The following is a 21,138-nucleotide window of genomic DNA, read 5'->3' as shown; positions in this document are numbered from 1 at the left end:
ATGTGGATATAGTTGTTTTTTATATAAATAGAGAACTATGAAAACAAAATTTGCGATGGGCTTATTAGCTCTGGCGCTATGCACAAGCGTTTCTTTTAACAGTAAAGCACAGGATAAGAAAAAAGAAACAGTAGGGGGAGCACTCGATAAAACTGGTAAAGCAATAGGCAAAACAGCGAAAAAGGTAGGAAACAAAACTGCTGAAGTAGCTGTAAAAGGTAGTGCTAAAGTTGCTGATCAGACCTATAAAGGGAAAATGGCACCTGATGGCACAGATGTATATATTGACGGTAAGAATAAGAAGTACTATATTAATAAAAAAGGAGCTAAGGTGTATCTTAAAGCTTCTCAGATTAAAGACAGACCAGTAAAACCTTAAACGCGTATAAAAAAAGCCCTCCAGAATTTTCTGGGGGGCTTTTTTTATAAAGAAGATCTGTAATTAAGATCTGCGTTTTCTGTCGTTTCCGCCTTCACGTCTTCCACTTCCACTTCCGCCTCTGTCTTCCCGGCTTCTTCCAGAGAAATCTCTGAAACCACCACCACCACCGCTGCTGTTTCCGCCTTCACGTCTTCCTCCACCGCCACCACTGTAGCTTCTTCTCTCTCCTCCGCCTTCGCGTCTTCCACCGCCGTAACTTCCGCCTTCACGTCTGCCACCGCCTGAACCACCACGACTACGACCGCCACCATCGCTGTCGGCAGTTTTTTCAATCCTTACACCACGGTTGTTAAATTCAACTCCTTTAAAGTTGTTGAATAAAGACTCAACAGTTGCATTTTCAACTTCAAAGAATGAATAAACACCTTTAAGGTCGATTTTACCAATGCTTTTTCCGCTGATTTTACCGTTATTACATACAAAAGATAATAGATCACCTCTTGTAAAATCATCAACAGAACCCAGGTTTATAAATAAACGGGTGTAACCTTCGCTACCTCTATGACTTCTTTCTCCACGTTCACCACGTTCACCACGTTCACCTCTGTCATCAGCAGATGAATTAAGATCAGGTGCATTTTTGTAATACTCTAAAAAGCGGTTAAACTCTAAAGATGCAAAACNYTWMAKSWYYTSATSYTTGCKWARWWCARYWAWYTNCATYMRTAMYACGNKGCANGYAMYGNTCNANKTRGYWWTMRKYAACTKCANYRTTRYGAWCKTTGTGTACTAATGCAAATAATTGTTTTTCGCAAACATCAAAACCTGTAGGTAGCTCAGCTTTAGTAAACTGTTTACCAATGATTCTTTCAATTTGACGGATTTTACCAATCTCTTTAGAGTTAACGATACAGATTGAAATACCTGTTTTACCTGCACGACCAGTACGGCCACTACGGTGAGTATAACTTTCAATTTCGTCAGGTAAAGAGTAATTGATTACGTGAGTAACGTTATTTACATCAATACCACGTGCAGCAACGTCAGTAGCAATAAGCAACTGCATGTTACGATCGCGGAAACGTTGCATAACTTTATCACGTTGTTGCTGAGAAAGATCTCCATGCAATGCATCAGCATTGTAGCCATCTTTAATTAAGTGTTCAGCAACGTCTTGAGTATCCAATTTGGTTTTGCAGAATACTACTGCAAAAATTTCAGGATTAAAATCTACAATACGTTTTAAGGCAGCGTATTTATCTCTTGCACGAACGATATAGTATTCGTGTTCAATGTTTACATTACCTGTGTTTTTTGTTCCCATGGTTAGCTCTACCGGCTGATCCATGTAATTTTTAGCTATTCTTCTAACCTCTGGAGGCATAGTTGCAGAGAATAACCATGTTTTTTTGTCGTCAGGAGTTGTTGACAAGATGTCGTTGATGTCTTCCTGGAAGCCCATGTTTAACATTTCATCAGCCTCATCTAAAACTACAAATTTCACATTACTGAAATCTATAGCCTTACGGCCAATAATGTCCAACATACGGCCGGGTGTAGCCACTACAATTTGTACACCGTTTCTAATTTCACGCAACTGTTGCATAATGTTTGCACCACCGTAAACGGCAACTACATTAGCACCAGAGATGTTTTTTGAGAAATTCTTGATGTCGCTGGTAATCTGCAAGCAAAGCTCTCTTGTAGGGCATAAAATCAATGCCTGAGGCTTATTGCTTTTAAAGTCTATCAATTCTAACAGCGGCAAACCAAATGCGGCTGTTTTTCCTGTTCCTGTTTGGGCCAAACCAACAAAATCGTTATTGCCCTCTAACAGCACAGGAATACTTTGTTCCTGAATAGGTGTTGGATTTTCGAAACCTAAATCCTTTACAGCATTAACAACGTCATCACTTATCCCCAATTTACTAAATGGGTTTATCATGTATAATAATTTATTAAGCCGCAAAGGTAAGCTTAATATTTGGTATTTTACAGWKRMGYAANTRANTMANAAATGNGNNAATTRMWKNTYTTAGTCTGTCGGCCGACCTTAATAATTGCTCGTCTTTTCGGATTCCGCGTATTGAAAGTAGACAAAATATTATAGCCAGAACGAATAACGAAGAACCGAAATGGATAGACGAACCGTTTATTCCTCCCGGTAAAAGTGAAGCATTTAAAGCTGATAAAATGGCTGTAACGACGATCAGTACAATATTGATCATGATCAGTCGCTTTTGCATAGCGCGATTCTTAAACTGAAAAATACAAATAAGGCACACTAAAACTGCAATTCCATTTATGATCATTGCTCCCAAGGGGGTCATATCGGTAGTGGTGTCATTTGCCTCTTTAATTGATTGTTGATGACCATCTAGATATAAAAGATATTCTGTGTTATTCACACTTTTAGTTATTAAAGGAATGAAAAACAGACAGATTAAGGTGAGTGCAGCCAAGAGCAGCCATATAGATTGTATGCGTTGTATCATATCAGTTCAATAATTTCAACAAATATATTAAAAGGCAAATAGTAACCAATCCGATATCCGATTAAAAAGATAATTTTGTACAATTGAATATGCAACGGTATTTTATTGAATTGTCGTACAACGGAACAAGTTATCATGGCTGGCAAGTACAGCCTAATGCCGTTACTGTACAGGAATGCCTGGACAAGGCGCTGTCCACATATTTTAGGCAACCTATAAGTACACTTGGCTGCGGCCGGACAGATGCAGGTGTACACGCTACCCAATTTTATGCGCACTTTGATATCGTACAAGATGACAAAACGAATGAGGTTAAACCACTAAATTTTGAGCGTTCTGTTATTGGTATAAATTCTCTATTGCCATACCAAATATCAGTGAAACGTATTTTTGAGGTTGAAAATGCGGCCCATGCGCGTTTTGGTGCAACAGAAAGAGCTTATCACTATCATATACATTTTCATAAAGATCCATTTAAGCTAGATAGGTCGTGGCTATATAGAGGAGATCTTGATGTTGCTGCAATGAATGAGGCCGCAGAAATTTTGTTGAAACATACAGATTTCTCTTGTTTCAGTAAATCTAATACTCAAACATTTACCAATAATTGTAAAATTACCGAAGCACATTTTCAGGTAAAGGATGATTCTTTATTGTTTACCATCAGAGCAGATCGCTTTTTAAGAAATATGGTTCGCGCAATTGTTGGTACCTTGGTGCGGATTGGTAAAAACGAAATTAACCTGGAACAGTTTAAAGAAATAATAGAAAGCAAGAACAGAAGTAATGCCGGACAGTCAGTACCTGCATGTGGTTTGTATCTTGTAAGCGTAATCTACCCCTTTGTAAAATAAAATATGTCTAAAATAACCGGTGATGTAATTAATGTAGGGTTGTTGAAAAGGGTTTTTCAATATGTAAAGCCGTATCAGCGCATCTTTATAATTTCGGTAATCCTTACTATACTCCTTGCCGTACTTGCGCCATTAAGACCAATTCTTATTGGGTACACACTGGATCATCATATTGTTACGGGAGATTACATCGGGTTATTAAATATGACTATACTAATGCTTATCCTGCTTGTTGTTCAAACCGGGGTACAGTATAGTCACACCCTACTTACAAATACGCTGGGGCAGTCGGCAATTCGTGATTTAAGGATAAATGTGTTTAATCATATTACCAAATTGCGATTGAAGTACTTTGACAATACACCTATTGGTCAGTTAATTACCCGGACGGTTTCGGATCTCGAAACCATTGCCGAAATTTTCTCGGAAGGTTTAATTGTAATTATCGGCGATATTTTAATGGTGATTGTGATCATAGGCGTGATGGTATATGAGGATTGGGCCTTAACACTTGTGGTTTTACTACCAATGCCTTTACTCATTATCGCTACTTCAATTTTTCAGAAAGCAATTAAATCTGCCTTTCAGGAAATCAGAACGGAAGTATCTAACTTGAATACCTATCTGCAAGAACATATTACCGGGGTTTCAATTATTCAATATTTTGCCAGAGAGAAACAAGAGTATAATAAGTTTTTGAAAATTAATGGCCGCTATCGCGATGCGAACATTCGCTCTAACTGGTATTATTCCATATTTTTTCCTGTAGTGGAAATTATTTCTGCTATGTCGCTTGGTTTGTTAGTATGGTATGGAGCCAGAACGATCCTTAGCAATCCAACAATTAAGCCGGGTATTATTACGGAGTTCATTATGTACATCGGTATGCTTTTCAGACCAATCCGTGAGCTCGCGGATAAGTTTAATACCCTGCAAATGGGTATGGTTGGTGCCGAACGTGTATTTAAGGTTTTGGACACGAATGAGGTTACAGAGAATAAAGGTACTTATGCTCCTGAAATCATGAAAGGTAATATCTCTTTTGAAAAGGTTTGGTTTGCGTATAATGATGAGAATTATGTATTGAAAGATATATCTTTTGAAGTTGAAGCAGGTAAGACAGTTGCACTAGTTGGAGCAACCGGTGCCGGGAAATCCTCGACAATAAATATTTTGAACCGTTTTTACGAAATTCAAAAAGGAGAGATTAAAGTTGATCGGACAAGGATCCAAGATTATGAATTAAGTTATTTAAGGAATAAAATTGCTACTGTGTTGCAGGACGTTTTCCTCTTTTCGGATACTATTTTTAATAATATAACGCTCAATAATGATGCGATTACGATGGAAGAGGTTGTTGATGCCGCAAAAAAAGTAGGGGCTCATGATTTTATTGAACGATTACCGGGTAGCTATCAGTACAATGTGATGGAGCGTGGTGCAACATTATCTGCTGGGCAGGCACAATTGATTTCTTTTATCAGAGCGCTGGTTTACGATCCAGCTATTCTTGTGCTTGATGAGGCTACATCCTCTGTAGATACGGAAACGGAAATGCTTATTCAACGAGCTATTGAGAACTTAATGAAGGGACGTACTTCTATTGTGATTGCACACCGCCTGTCAACTATACAGAAAGCAGATAAAATTCTTGTATTGGAGAAGGGCGAGATCAAGGAAATGGGAACACATCAGCAATTACTTAAACTTGATGGGTATTACAAGAAATTGTACGATTTGCAATTTAACTCTACCGGCATTTCTACCTCTGTTTAAAACAAGAGGAAAAAATTCTTGATTCTTCTCATCCTCAGATTTTTGAAGGGAAAAAACCTGGATGTCTTGGAAGAACAAGGATTTTTTCTGGAAAATAAGTTATGCAAGATGTACTAGCTATGCAATATGGCTATATGCGAGTAGGTTTAAAATAAAGTATTGGAAGTGTTTGTGGCCTCGCTAAATAGACGGTGGGTTTTCCTGAAAAATCAGTTTCTCAGAAAAGGCCTAGGAAATTTTGTCCCTTTTTCAGGGGCAAAAGATTCCAGACTTTGAAGAGAATGCTTATTTTTCAATATTATTTTCGGTATTATTTTGAAATGCCTGAGTCAATGCACCTAAAAATGTTTCTGGTGATTGTGCTCCTGATACAGCTAGTTTCTGATTAAATATAAAAAACGGAACCCCTTTAATCCCGATGGTTTGGGCTGCGTTTTCATCATATCTTACTTCGTCTGTAAAATCGGTCCCGTTCAACATAGTTTGTACAGAGAATTTGTCGAGACCAATCTTTTCGCCTATTTCAATTAGTGATTGATGATCACTGATATTAATGCCATCTGTAAAATGGGCTTTAAATAATTGTTCTTCGGCTTCATTGCCCAGTCCAATTGACTTTGCGAGTTGAATTAATCTGTGGGCATCAAAAGAATTTGCTACAACCGAGATGTCAAAATTGAAATCTAAACCTACTGCAGCAGCGGTTTCTGTTACATGCTCATGAGTTTCTATAGCCCATTCTCTTGACCTGCCATATCTGTTGGCAAGATGATCATAAGAACTAATTTCCGGAGCAGTTTCAGCATGTGGATCAAGTTCGTAGCTATGCCATTCAACTTCAACATTATCCTTATGCTCAAATTGTTCCAGAGCGGCTTCAAATTTTCTTTTTCCTATATAACAGAACGGGCAACGCACGTCCGACCAAATATCTACTTTCATTGTAGCAAATTTAGACATATGGATTTATTTATAGAGTTATGTTGTTAATTATGAGTTTTGTATGATTAATGTTAGCTCGATGAATTATGGCGGACTTTAATTAGAGTGGTTATAAATAAGTTCTAATTTTTCTGTGGATTGTTAAAATTTGTATATTACTTATTATTAAGAGCTTATTTTAGCCTAAGCCATTATTGTTGTTACAGACGATGGTTTTGGGAATAAAATGCCCCGTAAATCGTTATTTTAAAAAAAATCAAATTATAAATGAGCGAATTTGAAATCAAGAAATCGGGCGTCGAATATGATGCTGTCATTGTAGGATCAGGCGCCGGAGGAGGTATGACCGGATATGTACTTGCCAATGCAGGTTTGAAAGTTTTAATGCTGGAAGCTGGTGCTTATTTTGATCCGAGAATAGACTCTCAACAACTGAAGTGGCCATGGGAATCGCCAAGAAGAGGGGCGGGTACTACCCGACACTTTGGTGATTTTGATGCTGCTTATGGCGGATGGGAACTAGATGGAGAACCTTATACTCAGAAGAATAATTCGGAGTTTGCCTGGTTTCGTTCCAGAATGCTTGGTGGAAGAACAAATCACTGGGGTCGTATCTCTTTGAGAATGGGACCGGATGATTTTAAACCTAAAGATGGACTTACTGATCCATGGCCTATTACTTACCAGGAGCTAAAACCTTTTTACGATAAGGTAGATAGAATGATTGGCCTTTATGGTACAGTGGAGGGTATAGAAAGTGAGCCAGATGGGATATTTATGACGCCTCCAAAACCAAGGCTTAACGAGTTATTTATAAAGAAAGCTGCTCAAAAAGTTGGGGTAACGGTAATCCCTGGTAGAGGTTCTGTGCTTACCGAAGGATTAAAAGACAATAAAGATCGGGGGCAATGCTTTTATTGCGGCCAGTGCGGAAGATCATGTAAAGTTTATGCCGACTTTTCATCATCGTCTTGCCTGGTAATTCCCGCAGTAAAAACAGGAAATCTAACTGTTATTACCAATGCGATGGTAAGAGAGGTGTTAACTGATAAGAGCGGGAAAGCAACGGGAGTATCTTATGTAAATACAAAGGATATGCAAGAATATCAGGTAAACGGCAAAACCGTTATTCTGGGGGCGAGTGCCTGTGAGTCTGCAAGATTGTTACTTAACTCTAAATCTGCTGCCCATCCGGATGGATTGGCAAATAGTAGTGGGATAGTTGGTAAATACCTGCATGATTCTACCGGAGCTAGTATGGGTGGATATCTGCCTCAGCTGGTAGATCGTAAAAGATATAATGAAGATGGTGCAGGGAGTATACATATCTATTCCCCATGGTGGCTTGATAATAAAAAACTTGATTTCCCCCGAGGGTATCACATAGAATATGGTGGTGGACTTGATATGCCTGGTTACGGATTTGGCTCGGGAATAGAGGGTATGAATGGGTCTATACCTGGCAGGGATGGTAAAATGAAAGAAGCCGGTGGATATGGTGCTGGGTTGAAAGATGACTATAGACGTTTTTATGGAACCGGAGTTTGGATGGCAGGCAGGGGAACCGCTATCGCCAGAGAAAGTAATTATTGCGAAATAGACCCAAGTGTAGTTGATAAATACGGAATACCTGTACTTAGATTTAACTATAAATGGGCCCCTGAAGAGGTAAAACAAGCCAAGCACATGCAGGAAACATTTAAAGAAATTATGCATGCAATGGGAGCTGTAGCCTCTGAGCCTCCTGGTGCAGAAACAAACTACGGATTAGAGGCGCCCGGTAAAATTATCCACGAAGTTGGTACAGTAAGAATGGGCGATGACCCTAAAAAATCTGCATTAAACAGATGGTGTCAGGCTCATGATTGTAAAAATCTTTTTGTAGTAGATGCTGCTCCTTTTGTACAACAAGGTGATAAAAATGCTACCTGGACAATTCTTGCCCTTTCTATGCGTACTGCTGAGNTAMRWTYKNGAASARMRKAAAAATTTAAACATTAGCTGATCTCAAATCGATACATATGAACAGACGTGATTCATTAAAAGCTTTGGGCCTTACTGCAATTAGCGCAGGTGTGGTACTTGAAGCCTGTAAACCGGGAAAAGAACCGGAAGTTGTTGCCAAAGGTGCTGATGGCGAAGCCCAGCCTGGGAGACAGGAGTTTGAAGTAGAACGTGATAAAAAATTAAATTCATKGMRSTTYYTKACKKRWCATSMWNAKGRMNAACAATAACGCTTTTAGCGGATATTATTATTCCTAAGGATGACAAGTCAGGAAGCGCTTCGGATGCAAAAGTCCCTGATTTTATTGAGTTTATTGTTAAGGATATGCCAGGACATCAAACTCCGATGCGTGGTGGGCTAAAGTGGCTTGATCTGCAATGCTTAAACCGTTATCAGAAAACTTTTAAAGACGCATCTTCAACTCAGCAAATTGAGATGGTTGATGATATTGCATATCCAAAGAAAGTAAAACCAGGAATGCAGCAAGGCGTGGCTTTCTTTAGTTTGATGCGTGACCTTACTGCTTCAGGCTTCTTTACAACCGAGATCGGTATTAAGGATCTCGGTTATGTTGGCAATGTACCTAACCGTTGGGAAGGTGTGCCGGCTGATGTGCTGAAGCAATATGGTATGGAAGGGGTGTAGTTATTTCGGCTCCATTCCGGTGCTGATCCCAATTCTATTCCATGCATTGATGCTAATTATGGCCATGATTATCTGAGCAAGGTAAACATGGTCAAAAACTGTAGCCGCACTATTGTAGGTTTCATTAGATACTTTGTTGCTAATGAAGGTTACTTCTTCTGTAAGTGCTAACAAGGCACGCTCTTGCTCATCAAAAAATGGAGTTTCTCTCCATGCATTAAGGGCATAAATTCTTTGTTCTGTTTCACCTGCTTTGCGTGCATCGCGGGTGTGCAGATCAATACAGTAGGCACATCCATTAATTTGTGAGGCCCTTATTTTGATGAGATCTTTGTGTTTAGTTGTAAGATTACTTTGTTCTACATAGCTATCAAAGGCCAACATTGCTCTGTAAGCCGCCGGCTCTACCTGGTTAATTCTAATTCTATTACTCATAACTATTTGTTTTTGTTTTACCAAAGTTGAGCAATAAAGTGCCTCATAAAAATGAACTGTGGTTAAGAAAACTTACTGCTTTTTAGCTCTTAAGCGACTAAGAAATTGCGGAGTAAAGCCGAGATATGAAGCTAACATGTATTGTGGTACGCGTTGCATGAAATCAGGGAATAAACTTGAGAAATGTCTGTAGCGTTCCTCTTCAGTTTGGTTAAAAATATAGCCTACCCGGCGTTGTGAAGCAACAAATGCTTTTTGCATCATTATGCGGAAGTAGCTTTCCAATCGAGGTATTTTTTCGAACAAGACGGTTTTATTCTTTTCACTCAGAAACAAAAGTTCTGAAGGTTCTATAGCCTGGATATTGGTTGTAGATGGTTGTTTATTCAGTAGGCTGTCCTGATCTGCTATCCACCAGTTTTCTAGACCAAAGTTTATAATCTGCTCGTTCAGTTTTTTATTAATATAGAATTGCCTTAAACAGCCCTTGATAATAAAATAATCTCCCTTGCATAATTTACCCGCTTCCAGAAGATACTCTTTCTTTTTAAGTATTTTAAGCTCGATGCTGTTGCATAACAATTGCTCTTCATTTAACTCAAGCTTGATATATCTTTTAATGTGGGCTAAAAGTTCAGGATACATTTACTCCTCCTCTTCAAGATAGATTTCGTGTACTAGAAATTTCACTTTAGTTACCGGTTCTAAAAGCTCGGTAATATCATCTGATTCTATGTGATATATGGTTTCGCCCGAATCAGGAATTTCAGAATCCGGAATAAGCTCGAAAAATTTAATAGTAAGGTCAGTTTCCAGCTCCACGAGCTTGATGTATTTTACTCCATTGTCTTTCCAGTCCTTTAGGATTTTACCGTTGAACTGGACGTAGGGATTTTTGTTTTCGCTTTCCATGCCATAAAGCTAATACATTAAACAAAATTTCACTATTATAGTATAATGAAATCTATCCTTTCGAATCTTACTTTTCAGGTTTTAGTGGCGATTGCTTTGGGCATTATTGTCGGTACTTTTTTCCCGGATTTCGCCCCGCATGCTGAACTTATAAGCCAGAGTTTCATTAAAATGATTAGTATGCTCATTGCCCCCATCATATTTTTAACAATAGTTCTGGGCATAGCCCATATGGGCGATATGAAGAAAGTTGGACGTGTTGGAGGGAAAGCCCTTTTATATTTTGAGGTGGTTACTACTGTAGCCATTTTAATTGGAATGGTGGTTGCAAATTTATTAAAGCCAGGAATCGGTGTTCACCCTGCAACCGGAGATGTGAGTAAAATAAAAGCATATACTGAACAAGCCGGTAAAATTAATTGGTTAGAATTTTTTGCCAACATAATACCTCATAATGTTTTTGAGGCCTTTAGTAAAGGAGATATTTTACAGATACTCTTTTTTGCCATTTTATTTGGTTATGGCTTAAACAAGCTTGGCGAAAGTGGCCAGCCATTGCTTAGTTTTTTTGATAAAATGGCAAAGGTGTTTTTTAATATCATGAAGATAGTGATGCGGCTTGCTCCATTGGGCGCCTTTGGAGGGATGGCATTTAGCATAGGTACCTATGGATTAAAAACGCTGTTGCCTATGGCGAAGCTAATGGGCTCCGTTTACCTAACCTGTTTCTTATTCATTTTTGTAGTATTAAACGCCATCTGCAGGTTTTATAAATTTAGCTTATTGCAGTATTTGAAATATATCCGACAGGAGATTCTGATTGTTTTAGGTACTTCCTCTTCTGAGTCTGTTTTACCTAGTATGATGAAGAAAATGGAAGCCATTGGTTGTGATAAATCTGTTGTTGGTTTGGTTATACCCACCGGTTATTCCTTTAATCTGGATGGAACAGCAATTTATCTTTCTATGGCAGTTATATTTTTGTGTCAGGTCTTTAATGTAAATCTTTCCATAGGAGAACAGCTGGGGGTGCTTGCAGTTTTGATGGTCACATCAAAAGGAGCTGCCGGAGTTACTGGCAGTGGGTTTATTGTATTAGTGTCTACCTTAACCGCTTTGAGACTAATGCCGGTTGAACATATAGGGATTTTAATAGGAGTAGATAGGTTTATGTCTGAGGCCAGGGCTATAACAAATATGATTGGAAATGGAATTGCAACGATTGTAATTGCCAAAAGCGAAAACGAATTTGATGAAGAGAAATATAAGCTTGCAATTCAACCTGCTTCCATTGAAAGTATGGAGGAATCGGATATTTAATTTTTTATTGTATTTTGCCTGCAACTAAATAAACCACACGCAATATGAAAAAATGCACATTTATAGCCCTGATTTCTTGTTTTATCTTTGCCGGCTGCGGAGGGATTAAGCAAAGCTCAAACCAATCTGATGACAAAAAAGGTTGGGTTCCTTTGTTTAATGGTAAAGATATTAAGGATTGGTTTGTAAAGGTGCATCATCATGAATTTGGCGTGAATTTTGGAAATACTTTTAGGGTTGAAGATGGTATTATCAAGGTACGTTATGATCAATATGGAGATTTTAATGATCAGTTTGCACACCTGTATTATAAAACACCCTTCTCCTATTATCACTTGAAATTTGAATATCGTTTTGTAGGAAAATTGCAAAAAGGCGCCCCTGATTATACTTTATTAAATAGCGGTGTAATGTTTCATTCGCAGGATCCGAGAACAATGTTAAAAGAGCAGGATTGGCCAATCTCTATCGAGATGCAACTTCTTGCTGGCCTGGGTGATGGAAATCCAAGACCTACGGGTAATATGTGCTCACCGGGAACCAATGTGGTTTATAAAGGAAAAATAGCAGATTCACACTGCTTAAACTCTACGTCAAAAACATATGATGGCGATCAGTGGGTACGAGGAGAGTTGATTGTTCTTGGCGATTCTTTAATCACCCATATTATTAATGGTGATACAGTATTGCAATACTCTAAACCCCAGATCGGTGGAGGCGTAGCAAATGGATATGATCCTAAAATCAAAATAGATGGTAAACTATTAAGCAGTGGCTTTATCGCTCTGCAAAGCGAAGGCCAGCCTGTTGACTTTAAAAACATCGAAATAAAAGATTTGTCCGGGGTAAAGAGACCTGCTAAGAACTAAAAAGAGTTATTCTTCTTCAACTATTACAGAAACATCTTTGTCGAGCTTTACGGTATGCAGCACTTTTGTTTTTTCGCTGTATACCACAAGCCTGTTTTCATCTAAATACTGTACAAGCCTGTACGGTTCAGATTTTTGAACATATCTCCATTGAGTGTAAAATTGCTCCTGTGCTAATTTTTCCTGCGGTAAGAAAGTGATGGCAACTTCAATGTCAGAAATGCTTTGAATAAAGAAGCGGGCGCTTGTACATAATATTCTTTGAGCTTTATCATTATTTTTAAAGTCCTCGATAGCTATTTCCCTTATTGCAGATGATGATTTGGTTGGGTTTCTGTCAATCACATCAACAATAAGATTGTTTACCTCACTTTTGGTTTTGAGGTATTTTCCATTTCCTGATTGCAGAATTTTAAAATAAATTTTAAGCGTTTTCATATTGTGTTTTTTGCGATAAGGTTGATCTTAGCCTTACAAATAAATGAGTATTTGGGCGTAGTTTGAAAAAATATTGAATTAATATATCTTTAATTTATGAATAAGAGCAGATTAGAAGCATTTAGTGATGGCGTTTTAGCTATCATTATCACCATTATGGTTTTGGAACTGAAAGTTCCCCATGGAAGTTCTTTGCAGGCGTTAACGCCACTCATTCCTATTTTTATGAGTTATGTGCTCAGCTTTATCTTTGTTGGTATCTATTGGAACAACCATCATCATATGATGCAGCTGGCTAAAAAGGTTAATGGAAAGGTATTGTGGGCTAACCTGCATCTGCTTTTCTGGCTCTCACTGTTCCCCTTTGCTACCGCATGGATGGGAGAGAATCATTATGAAACCTGGCCAGTGGTAATGTATGGTTGTGTAATGTTTATGGCAGCCATGGCTTATTTTATTCTGGAAACTACATTAAAAAAGTTACATGGGCTAGATTCTGAGTTTGCGAATACATTTGGCACAACGATAAAGGACACTATTTCCTGCTTAGCTTACGTAGTTGCAATTGGAGGCAGTTTTATAACCCCGTGGGTAGGCATAGCATGTTATATTTTCATTGCAATAATCTGGTTTATACCTGAAAGAAGAGTGGAAAAAAAGATAGCTTAACGGAGAGGCGGATAAAATTGTAATTGAAAACTATTTTATCTAAGTTTGCACAAAAAAATAAAGATACATGAGTGTTTTAGTAAATAAGGATTCAAAAGTTATTGTTCAAGGCTTTACAGGAAATGAGGGTACTTATCATGCTTCTCAAATGATTGAGTACGGAACGAACGTTGTTGGCGGTGTTACACCAGGTAAAGGTGGCCAAACTCATTTAGATAAACCAGTATTTAATACTGTAAAGGATGCGGTTGATAAGGCCGGTGCTAATGTATCTATTATATTTGTTCCCCCTGCGTTTGCTGCAGATGCTATTATGGAAGCTGCAGAAGCGGGTATTAAAGTTATCGTTTGTATTACTGAAGGTATTCCTACTAAGGATATGATTCAGGTTAAAGAATATATTTCTGACAGAGATTGTCGTTTAATCGGTCCTAACTGTCCAGGTGTTATCACTGCTGATGAAGCTAAAATTGGTATTATGCCAGGTTTCATCTTTAAAAAAGGTACTGTTGGTGTAGTTTCTAAATCTGGTACTTTAACTTACGAAGCTGTTGATCAGGTAGTAAAAGCAGGTTTAGGTATTACTACTGCTATTGGTATTGGTGGTGATCCTATCATTGGCACTACTACTAAAGAAGCGGTTGAGTTGTTGATGAACGATCCGGAAACTGAAGGTATCATCATGATTGGTGAAATTGGTGGTGGTATGGAAGCTGAAGCAGCCCGCTGGATTAAAGAAAATGGTACCAAACCTGTTGTAGGCTTTATTGCTGGTCAAACTGCACCTGCTGGACGTAGAATGGGACATGCTGGTGCAATTGTTGGTGGCGCAGATGATACTGCTGCTGCAAAAATGAAAATCATGGCAGAATGCGGTATTCACGTTGTAGCAAGTCCTGCTGAAATCGGGGAAGCTATGGCTGCCTTGTTAAAGAAATAATAAAGATCTTCTTGTATAGTGCAAAGGCTCTGGTGATATCATTCATCGGAGCTTTTTTTATAACTGACATTATTATTACTTCAATTATGAAACCGCAGGAAGCTTTAGTTCGTACCTTGTATTAAATAATACGCAAATGAAAGCTTTAATCAATAAAACATTTATGCTAGCGGGCTTGTTAGTGATAACTAGTTTTGTAGCGTGTGCCCAAAAGCCCAAAAAAGAAGAAGTCAAAAAAACAACCAATAATATGGAGTGGAATAAATTAACTAAAGAAGAAGAGGATGTAATGGTACGTAAGGGTACTGAATATCCGGGAACCGGAGCGTTGTTGAATAACAAAGAAAAAGGAACCTATATCTGCAGACGATGTAATGCTAAATTGTACCGCTCAGAATCAAAATTTGAATCGCATTGCGGATGGCCAAGTTTTGATGATGAAATAAAAGGGGCAGTGTTAAGGATACCTGATGCAGATGGACAACGCACAGAAATTGTATGTGCAAATTGTAAAGCACATTTGGGTCATGTGTTTTTGGGAGAAGGCTTCACATCTAAAAATACACGAAACTGTGTGAACTCGATTTCTATGAGTTTTGTGCCCGATAAGAAATAAAATCTTTTGGAATGACATAAGTATAATGCCCGATGATAACTTGTCGGGCATTACTTGTTTATAAGTGTTTAGTTTACTTATGTTTGCACGTTCACCAACTATAGTAAATATGAAGTATTGTTTATTGTTATGCGGTATGCTGATTTCTTTTATGGGTTTTTCCCAAGATATTTCAGACGGAACGACATCAGAATCGGCCCCTGAAACAACAGCAAGATCGTCATCCAATCTATCTTCTAAATTAATCTCTAAAACCGTTTACGCTACATATTACGCCAAGAAGTTTGAAGGACGAAGAACTACAAGCGGTGTAAGGTATCGGGGTAAAAAAATGACTGCCGCTCACATGTCCTTGCCATTTGGGACAATTGTAACGGTTACTAATCCAACAAATGGTAGATCTGTGGATGTGGAAATAAATGACAGAGGTCCGCACTCCAGAAAATTCAAAATAGACCTTTCTGAAGGTGCTGCGAAAGAGCTTGGGTTTTATGGAAAAGGGGTTGCTAAACTTGAAATTACCTATCTGCCAGATACCGAGTAATTTTTAAACTTTAGGGGATATAAAGTCAGCTTTTTTAAATTATTAACATTCAAAAGTTTTTACTATCCCCTTAAAAAGAAATAATTAGCTTTTTTGGTGGTTGATTATGACTGAAATCTGATCTTTTAAACAGCCAAATCTAACAACGTGTTAACAACTTTGTTCTGCGAAAAAGGCCTCATACTTTATATTTGTTTAAGTAAAATTCTTTAATAAATCACACGTAGATTTTCAGTTAAAGGTTTAATATTTAGTTGATTAAGGTTGTCAGAGAAATTCAAGTCTTTTAAAATCTTTAAATTAAGTATGGTTTTGTCGACTGTTAGCGTTTATTAAGGGTTTTTCATAGTTCAATCATTCACTACGTTAAACAAAGGCTTATGCAAGAAGAAGAAGWANNAWTAWRAGAAAWMAAAKRYCGTTTTGTTCTTTTACCGATTAAATATCCGGCAATTTGGGAGATGTATAAAAAGAGTGAGGCTAGTTTTTGGACGGCAGAAGAAATTGATCTTTCTGATGACCAGAAACATTGGGATAACCTAAATGACGGCGAGAGACATTTTATTTCTCATATTTTGGCTTTCTTCTCTGCCAGTGATGGTATTGTAAACGAAAACCTTGCAGTAAATTTTATGAGTGAAGTTCAGTTGCCTGAAGCGCGTTGCTTTTACGGATTCCAGATCATGATGGAAAACATCCACTCAGAAACTTATGCATTGTTAATTGATACTTATATAAAAGATCCTGATGAAAAGGATAGATTGTTCCACGCAATAGAGACTGTTCCTTGTGTTAAAAGAAAAGCGGAATGGGCGTTACGTTGGATAGAAGGTGGTAATTTTGCTGAGCGTTTAGTAGCTTTTGCAGCTGTTGAAGGTATTTTCTTTAGCGGAAGTTTCTGTTCTATATTCTGGTTAAAAAAACGCGGCTTAATGCCAGGTTTAACATTCAGTAATGAGTTGATCTCCAGAGATGAGGGTTCACATTGCGAATTTGCTTGTTTGTTGTATGGTATGCTTAWSARTASNGMWTRYTRARSMWSRMRTTMANGNYMKCRTTWWWNNTKMWSYAGAANATAGAAAAAGAATTTATTACAGATGCCTTACCTGTGGCACTGATTGGAATGAATGCAAAACTGATGTCGCAGTACATTGAGTTTGTTGCAGACAGATGGGTGCAAGAGCTTGGTTATACTAAGATCTATAATGCAACCAATCCATTTGATTTTATGGAGATGATATCACTACAGGGTAAAACGAATTTCTTTGAGAAAAGAGTTGGTGATTACCAGAAAAGTGGTGTATTAACTTCTACAGAAGATAAAGCTGCGGCTTTCTCTTTAGACGATGATTTTTAAAACTTATCGGGTTAGGCGATAAGTAATATAAATAAATAATTAATTCGGTGCCGATGCTGGGTTTGCTCATCACAAATCCAATATGCACCATAAATACCTGAAAAATATGTTTGTAATAAAAAGAGATGGCCGCAAGGAAGCGGTAAGGTTTGATAAAATAACTGCCCGTATTGAAAAGTTATGCTATGGTTTTAATGCTGAACTTGTAGATCCGATAGATGTAGCCAAGAAGGTGATTGAAGGTTTATATGATGGGGTTACAACTTCTGAATTGGATAACCTTGCAGCTGAAACCGCAGCCTCTTTAACAACCAAACATCCAGATTATGCTTTACTGGCTTCACGTATTGCTGTATCTAACCTTCATAAGAATACAACTAAATCTTTCTCTAAAACGATGGAGATGTTGTATAATTATATTGACTCTAAAACAGGTAAATCGGCATCTCTTATTGCTGATGATGTTTGGGAAGTAATTAAGGAAAATGCTGACACGCTTGATAGCACAATTATATATGACAGAGATTTTGGTTTTGATTATTTCGGTTTCAAAACACTTGAGAAATCTTACCTGTTAAAGGTAGACGGGCAGATAGTTGAACGCCCTCAGCATTTATTTATGCGTGTGTCTGTGGGGATCCATAAAGGTGATATTGAAAGTGCTATAGCTACTTATAACCTGATGAGCGAGCGTTGGTTTACACATGCTACACCGACCTTATTTAATGCCGCTACTCCTAAGCCTCAAATGTCATCGTGCTTCTTGTTAACCATGCAGGACGATAGTATTGAAGGTATTTATGACACATTGAAACAAACAGCTAAGATATCTCAAAGTGCCGGTGGTATTGGGTTAAGCATCCATAACATTCGTGCTACTGGATCTTACATTGGTGGCACTAACGGAACAAGTAATGGTATTGTACCAATGCTAAAGGTATTTAACGATACTGCACGTTATGTAGATCAAGGTGGAGGTAAGCGTAAAGGCGCTTTTGCAATTTATTTAGAGCCTTGGCATGCTGATGTATTTAGCTTCTTAGACTTGCGTAAAAACCATGGTAAAGAAGAATTGCGTGCGCGTGATTTGTTCTATGCACTGTGGGTTTGTGATTTGTTTATGAGACGTGTGGAAGAGAATGGCGACTGGAGCTTGTTCTGTCCGCATGAAGCACCCGGTTTAGCTGATTGCTTTGGTGAAGAATTTGATGCTTTATATGAGCGTTATGAAAAAGAAGGAAGAGCACGTAAAACTATAAAAGCTCAGGAATTATGGTTTGCTATCCTTGATTCGCAAATTGAAACAGGTACGCCTTACTTGTTGTATAAAGATGCTGCGAACAGTAAGTCTAATCAACAAAACCTGGGTACAATTAAGAGCTCTAATCTTTGTACAGAAATTATTGAGTATACATCTAAAGATGAAGTCGCAGTTTGTAATCTTGCATCTTTAGCTTTACCTAGATATGTAATTAATGGTGAATTTGATCACCAAAAATTATATGATGTTACTTATCAGGCTACTTTAAACCTGAACAAGATCATCGATTATAACTACTATCCGGTAGAAGAGGCTAAAAATTCAAACATGCGCCACAGACCAATTGGTTTAGGTGTACAAGGTTTAGCTGATGCCTTTATTTTAATGCGTCTGCCTTTTGAAAGTGAAGGCGCGCGTGAATTGAACAAAGAAATCTTTGAAACAATTTATTTTGCTGCAATGACTGCTTCCCATGATCTTGCGGTTAAAAATGGTCCTTACCAAACATTTAAAGGATCTCCTTTATCTGAAGGTAAATTCCAATTCGACCTTTGGAATGTGAAACCAGATAGTGGCAGATGGGATTGGGAAACTTTGCGTGAGAAAGTGGTTAAAGATGGTGTTTACAATTCATTGCTTGTTGCTCCAATGCCTACAGCTTCTACTTCTCAGATTTTGGGTAACAATGAGTGTTTTGAACCATATACTTCTAATATTTATACCAGAAGGGTATTGAGCGGTGAGTTTATTGTTGTTAATAAGCACTTATTAAAAGACCTTGTAGCTTTAGGTTTATGGACTCCGGCTATGAAAGACAGAATTATTTTAGCTAACGGTTCTATTCAGGACATTGCTGAGATTCCTGACTACATTAAAGAATTATACAAAACAGTTTGGGAAATAAAAATGCGTAGCATTATTGATATGGCTGCTGACAGAGGTGCTTACATCTGCCAATCTCAATCTTTAAACTTATTCATTAATGCACCAAATACTTCTAAATTAACTTCAATGCATTTCTATGCTTGGAAAAAAGGATTAAAAACTGGTATGTATTATCTGCGTACTCAAGCTGCTTCTCAAGCTGTTAAATTTACAGTGGAGAACCAGGCAGGTAAAAACATGGAACCGGTAATTCCTGAGCATATTGAACAAAGTGCAGAAGAGATTGTTGAAGGGCCGGTTTGCTCGATGGAAGAAGGCTGCATCAGCTGTTCAGGTTAATAACTATTTAATAATTAATATATTTAAAGAGCAGGTACCTGCTCTTTTTTTTTGTGCTCCCTCATCCAGATTCATTTAATAAACCATGAAGGAATCTAGTTGGAGATGCAAACAGGTAAGACTCACCTCAAGCTCAGGTCAGACTCTTCTTAGACTTGGTTAGACTATTGTCGAACAAAATTCTTTTTTCATTCTTAATATAATCTGCAATGGGGTTTATGTTTAATATTCTATTTGTCATTTTTAACAGGTAATCAGGAGTCATTAGTTTATGATCTTGTATCTTTGTGGTCAATGGCTAAACACGAAATCATACCCTGCGAACGTTGTGGTACACCAATAGAGTGTAAAGCTAACTCGTACACTAAATGCCAGTGTAGTGTTGTACAGCTGGACTTAAATGAGGTACAGTACATTAGCGAATTACACGATGGTTGTTTATGTGCTAAATGTCTTTTTGAGCTTCAGCAGGAGTACAGGGATGCCGTTGCCTCGTAAGTATTAGCCGGTTTTGAACGTCCTATCTTTTATTTTTTTTGGCTAACTTTGCGTCAAATTATTTGTTAACAAAGAATGGCAAAAGTACAAGTTGGATTGGTGCAGATGAGCTGTACCAGTAATAAACAAGAAAATTTAGATAAAGCAATTTTAAAAATCAGGGAAGCAGCAGCAAAAGGCGCACAAATTGTGTGTTTGCAAGAACTTTTTACTTCCCTATACTTTTGTGATGTTGAAGATTATGACAACTTCAACTTGGCTGAGGCTATTCCCGGTCCTTCCACAGATGCTTTAAAAGTCATTGCTAAAGAATTGGGTGTAGTGATTATTGCTTCTTTATTCGAGAAGCGCACGGCAGGCCTGTATCACAATACAACAGCTGTTTTAGATGCTGATGGAACTTATCTTGGCAAGTACCGCAAAATGCACATTCCTGATGATCCTGCTTTTTATGAGAAGTTTTACTTCACTCCAGGTGATTTAGGTTATAAGGTTTTTCAAACAAAATTTGCTAAAGTCGGTATCTTAATCTGCTGGGATCAGTGGTATCCCGAAGCATCACGTATTACTGCTTTGATGGGTGCAGAGATTATGTTTTATCCAACAGCTATAGGTTGGGCTACAGATCAGGATGAGGAAACAAATAAGGATCAATATAACGCATGGCAGACTATTCAGCGTTCTCACGCTGTTGCCAACGGGGTACCTGTAGTGAGTGTAAACCGTGTTGGACTTGAACAAGATGGAGCTATGAAGTTCTGGGGTGGAAGTTTTGCAACAAATGCTCAGGGTAAATTGCTTTATTTGGGTTCACATGATAATGAAGAAACTAAAGTAGTAGAATTGGATTTATCTGAGTCTGATTTTTTCCGTAAACATTGGCCTTTTTTAAGAGATCGTAGAATAGATTCTTATCAGCCAATTACTAAAAGATTTATTGACGAAGATTAAGATTT

General features: G+C 37.9%; 18 protein-coding genes and 4 pseudogenes. 15 read left to right on the top strand and 7 right to left on the bottom strand.

From position 1 onward, the window contains the following. The first annotated feature begins 37 nt into the window (after positions 1 to 37). Positions 38 to 379, top strand: coding sequence for a hypothetical protein (locus N824_RS38920; protein ID WP_048907396.1), 342 nt, complete (start codon positions 38 to 40; stop codon positions 377 to 379). A 63-nt stretch (positions 380 to 442) separates the two neighbouring features. Here N824_RS38920 and N824_RS38915 read toward each other — a convergent pair. Then, positions 443 to 2,327, bottom strand: a pseudogene (locus N824_RS38915) (DEAD/DEAH box helicase). 13 nt (positions 2,328 to 2,340) lie between these two features. Further along, positions 2,341 to 2,877, bottom strand: a complete 537-nt coding sequence (locus N824_RS38910; protein WP_048907395.1) for a DUF4293 domain-containing protein — start codon at positions 2,875 to 2,877, stop codon at positions 2,341 to 2,343. A gap of 89 nt (positions 2,878 to 2,966) precedes the next feature. Here N824_RS38910 and truA point away from each other — a divergent pair, with 89 nt between their 5' ends. Beyond that, a complete protein-coding gene (gene truA / locus N824_RS22610; RefSeq protein WP_048907394.1) occupies positions 2,967 to 3,731 on the top strand; it encodes a tRNA pseudouridine(38-40) synthase TruA in 765 nt (254 codons plus the stop codon). Positions 3,732 to 3,734: 3 nt separating this feature from the next. Next, positions 3,735 to 5,507, top strand: coding sequence for an ABC transporter ATP-binding protein (locus N824_RS22605; RefSeq protein WP_048907393.1), 1,773 nt, complete (start codon positions 3,735 to 3,737; stop codon positions 5,505 to 5,507). A gap of 285 nt (positions 5,508 to 5,792) precedes the next feature. On the opposite strand, the gene N824_RS22600 is transcribed toward N824_RS22605, so the two are convergent. Then, complete coding sequence (locus N824_RS22600) at positions 5,793 to 6,449, bottom strand: DsbA family oxidoreductase (protein WP_048907392.1); 657 nt, start codon at positions 6,447 to 6,449, stop codon at positions 5,793 to 5,795. Between the two features lie 267 nt (positions 6,450 to 6,716). On the opposite strand from N824_RS22600, the pseudogene N824_RS22595 reads away from it, so the two are divergent. Further along, positions 6,717 to 8,450: pseudogene (locus N824_RS22595) on the top strand (GMC family oxidoreductase). 184 nt (positions 8,451 to 8,634) lie between these two features. Next, a pseudogene (locus N824_RS34785) lies at positions 8,635 to 9,099 on the top strand (gluconate 2-dehydrogenase subunit 3 family protein). Here N824_RS34785 and N824_RS22585 read toward each other — a convergent pair. From N824_RS22585 to N824_RS22575, 3 genes are all read right to left on the bottom strand, one after another. Beyond that, the gene (locus N824_RS22585; protein WP_048907390.1) at positions 9,100 to 9,534 is read right to left on the bottom strand and encodes a carboxymuconolactone decarboxylase family protein; all 435 of its coding nucleotides are present in this window, start codon (positions 9,532 to 9,534) and stop codon (positions 9,100 to 9,102) included. 72 nt (positions 9,535 to 9,606) lie between these two features. Then, positions 9,607 to 10,179: a Crp/Fnr family transcriptional regulator gene (locus tag N824_RS22580; protein WP_048907389.1), complete on the bottom strand. Its 573-nt coding sequence runs from the start codon at positions 10,177 to 10,179 to the stop codon at positions 9,607 to 9,609. Next, positions 10,180 to 10,446: a hypothetical protein gene (locus N824_RS22575; RefSeq protein WP_048907388.1), complete on the bottom strand. Its 267-nt coding sequence runs from the start codon at positions 10,444 to 10,446 to the stop codon at positions 10,180 to 10,182. It lies immediately after the preceding gene. A 45-nt stretch (positions 10,447 to 10,491) separates the two neighbouring features. On the opposite strand from N824_RS22575, the gene dctA reads away from it, so the two are divergent. Together dctA and N824_RS22565 are read left to right on the top strand one after the other, a co-directional pair. Then, positions 10,492 to 11,766, top strand: coding sequence for a C4-dicarboxylate transporter DctA (dctA, locus tag N824_RS22570; protein WP_048907387.1), 1,275 nt, complete (start codon positions 10,492 to 10,494; stop codon positions 11,764 to 11,766). A gap of 44 nt (positions 11,767 to 11,810) precedes the next feature. Then, positions 11,811 to 12,635, top strand: coding sequence for a DUF1080 domain-containing protein (locus N824_RS22565; RefSeq protein WP_048907386.1), 825 nt, complete (start codon positions 11,811 to 11,813; stop codon positions 12,633 to 12,635). A 6-nt stretch (positions 12,636 to 12,641) separates the two neighbouring features. On the opposite strand, the gene N824_RS22560 is transcribed toward N824_RS22565, so the two are convergent. Then, positions 12,642 to 13,073, bottom strand: coding sequence for a hypothetical protein (locus N824_RS22560; protein ID WP_048907385.1), 432 nt, complete (start codon positions 13,071 to 13,073; stop codon positions 12,642 to 12,644). Positions 13,074 to 13,169: 96 nt separating this feature from the next. Here N824_RS22560 and N824_RS22555 point away from each other — a divergent pair, with 96 nt between their 5' ends. The 8 genes and pseudogenes from N824_RS22555 to N824_RS22525 all read left to right on the top strand — a co-directional run bounded on the left by N824_RS22555 (position 13,170) and on the right by N824_RS22525 (position 21,133). Further along, positions 13,170 to 13,742 carry a TMEM175 family protein gene (locus N824_RS22555; protein ID WP_048907384.1) on the top strand — a complete coding sequence of 191 codons (573 nt, stop codon included), beginning with the start codon at positions 13,170 to 13,172 and terminating at the stop codon, positions 13,740 to 13,742. Positions 13,743 to 13,809: 67 nt separating this feature from the next. After that, positions 13,810 to 14,682, top strand: a complete 873-nt coding sequence (gene sucD / locus N824_RS22550; protein ID WP_048907383.1) for a succinate--CoA ligase subunit alpha — start codon at positions 13,810 to 13,812, stop codon at positions 14,680 to 14,682. 136 nt (positions 14,683 to 14,818) lie between these two features. Then, positions 14,819 to 15,298 carry a methionine-R-sulfoxide reductase gene (locus N824_RS22545; RefSeq protein ID WP_048907382.1) on the top strand — a complete coding sequence of 160 codons (480 nt, stop codon included), beginning with the start codon at positions 14,819 to 14,821 and terminating at the stop codon, positions 15,296 to 15,298. A gap of 136 nt (positions 15,299 to 15,434) precedes the next feature. Beyond that, positions 15,435 to 15,842 (top strand): septal ring lytic transglycosylase RlpA family protein, encoded by a 408-nt coding sequence (locus N824_RS22540; RefSeq protein WP_048907381.1) that lies wholly within the window; start codon positions 15,435 to 15,437, stop codon positions 15,840 to 15,842. 380 nt (positions 15,843 to 16,222) lie between these two features. Beyond that, positions 16,223 to 17,199 (top strand): annotated as a pseudogene (locus N824_RS37680) (ribonucleotide-diphosphate reductase subunit beta). Between the two features lie 106 nt (positions 17,200 to 17,305). After that, positions 17,306 to 19,684: a ribonucleoside-diphosphate reductase subunit alpha gene (locus N824_RS22530; protein ID WP_048907701.1), complete on the top strand. Its 2,379-nt coding sequence runs from the start codon at positions 17,306 to 17,308 to the stop codon at positions 19,682 to 19,684. 234 nt (positions 19,685 to 19,918) lie between these two features. Continuing rightward, positions 19,919 to 20,182 (top strand): cysteine-rich CWC family protein, encoded by a 264-nt coding sequence (locus N824_RS29550; RefSeq protein WP_235207249.1) that lies wholly within the window; start codon positions 19,919 to 19,921, stop codon positions 20,180 to 20,182. A 75-nt stretch (positions 20,183 to 20,257) separates the two neighbouring features. After that, positions 20,258 to 21,133 carry a carbon-nitrogen hydrolase gene (locus N824_RS22525; protein ID WP_048907380.1) on the top strand — a complete coding sequence of 292 codons (876 nt, stop codon included), beginning with the start codon at positions 20,258 to 20,260 and terminating at the stop codon, positions 21,131 to 21,133. The last annotated feature ends 5 nt before the right edge of the window (positions 21,134 to 21,138 follow it).

The sequence above is a fragment of the Pedobacter sp. V48 genome (assembly GCF_000523515.1).
GTDB lineage: Bacteria > Bacteroidota > Bacteroidia > Sphingobacteriales > Sphingobacteriaceae > Pedobacter.
The sequence above is the reverse complement of the archived record's forward strand: the minus strand, read 5'-3'. Positions and strand labels throughout refer to the sequence as shown.

What these genes read in the sequence shown, in the direction of transcription:
- dctA (WP_048907387.1), top strand. Translation starts at nt 10,492, where the DNA reads ATGAAATCTATCCTTTCGAATCTTACTTTTCAGGTTTTAGTGGCGATT.
- sucD (WP_048907383.1), top strand. Translation starts at nt 13,810, where the DNA reads ATGAGTGTTTTAGTAAATAAGGATTCAAAAGTTATTGTTCAAGGCTTT.
- N824_RS22580 (WP_048907389.1), bottom strand. Translation starts at nt 10,179, where the DNA reads ATGTATCCTGAACTTTTAGCCCACATTAAAAGATATATCAAGCTTGAG.
- N824_RS22605 (WP_048907393.1), top strand. Translation starts at nt 3,735, where the DNA reads ATGTCTAAAATAACCGGTGATGTAATTAATGTAGGGTTGTTGAAAAGG.
- N824_RS22575 (WP_048907388.1), bottom strand. Translation starts at nt 10,446, where the DNA reads ATGGAAAGCGAAAACAAAAATCCCTACGTCCAGTTCAACGGTAAAATC.
- truA (WP_048907394.1), top strand. Translation starts at nt 2,967, where the DNA reads ATGCAACGGTATTTTATTGAATTGTCGTACAACGGAACAAGTTATCAT.
- N824_RS22585 (WP_048907390.1), bottom strand. Translation starts at nt 9,534, where the DNA reads ATGAGTAATAGAATTAGAATTAACCAGGTAGAGCCGGCGGCTTACAGA.
- N824_RS22545 (WP_048907382.1), top strand. Translation starts at nt 14,819, where the DNA reads ATGAAAGCTTTAATCAATAAAACATTTATGCTAGCGGGCTTGTTAGTG.
- N824_RS22530 (WP_048907701.1), top strand. Translation starts at nt 17,306, where the DNA reads ATGTTTGTAATAAAAAGAGATGGCCGCAAGGAAGCGGTAAGGTTTGAT.
- N824_RS22600 (WP_048907392.1), bottom strand. Translation starts at nt 6,449, where the DNA reads ATGAAAGTAGATATTTGGTCGGACGTGCGTTGCCCGTTCTGTTATATA.
- N824_RS22540 (WP_048907381.1), top strand. Translation starts at nt 15,435, where the DNA reads ATGCTGATTTCTTTTATGGGTTTTTCCCAAGATATTTCAGACGGAACG.
- N824_RS22555 (WP_048907384.1), top strand. Translation starts at nt 13,170, where the DNA reads ATGAATAAGAGCAGATTAGAAGCATTTAGTGATGGCGTTTTAGCTATC.
- N824_RS22525 (WP_048907380.1), top strand. Translation starts at nt 20,258, where the DNA reads ATGGCAAAAGTACAAGTTGGATTGGTGCAGATGAGCTGTACCAGTAAT.
- N824_RS22560 (WP_048907385.1), bottom strand. Translation starts at nt 13,073, where the DNA reads ATGAAAACGCTTAAAATTTATTTTAAAATTCTGCAATCAGGAAATGGA.
- N824_RS38920 (WP_048907396.1), top strand. Translation starts at nt 38, where the DNA reads ATGAAAACAAAATTTGCGATGGGCTTATTAGCTCTGGCGCTATGCACA.
- N824_RS22565 (WP_048907386.1), top strand. Translation starts at nt 11,811, where the DNA reads ATGAAAAAATGCACATTTATAGCCCTGATTTCTTGTTTTATCTTTGCC.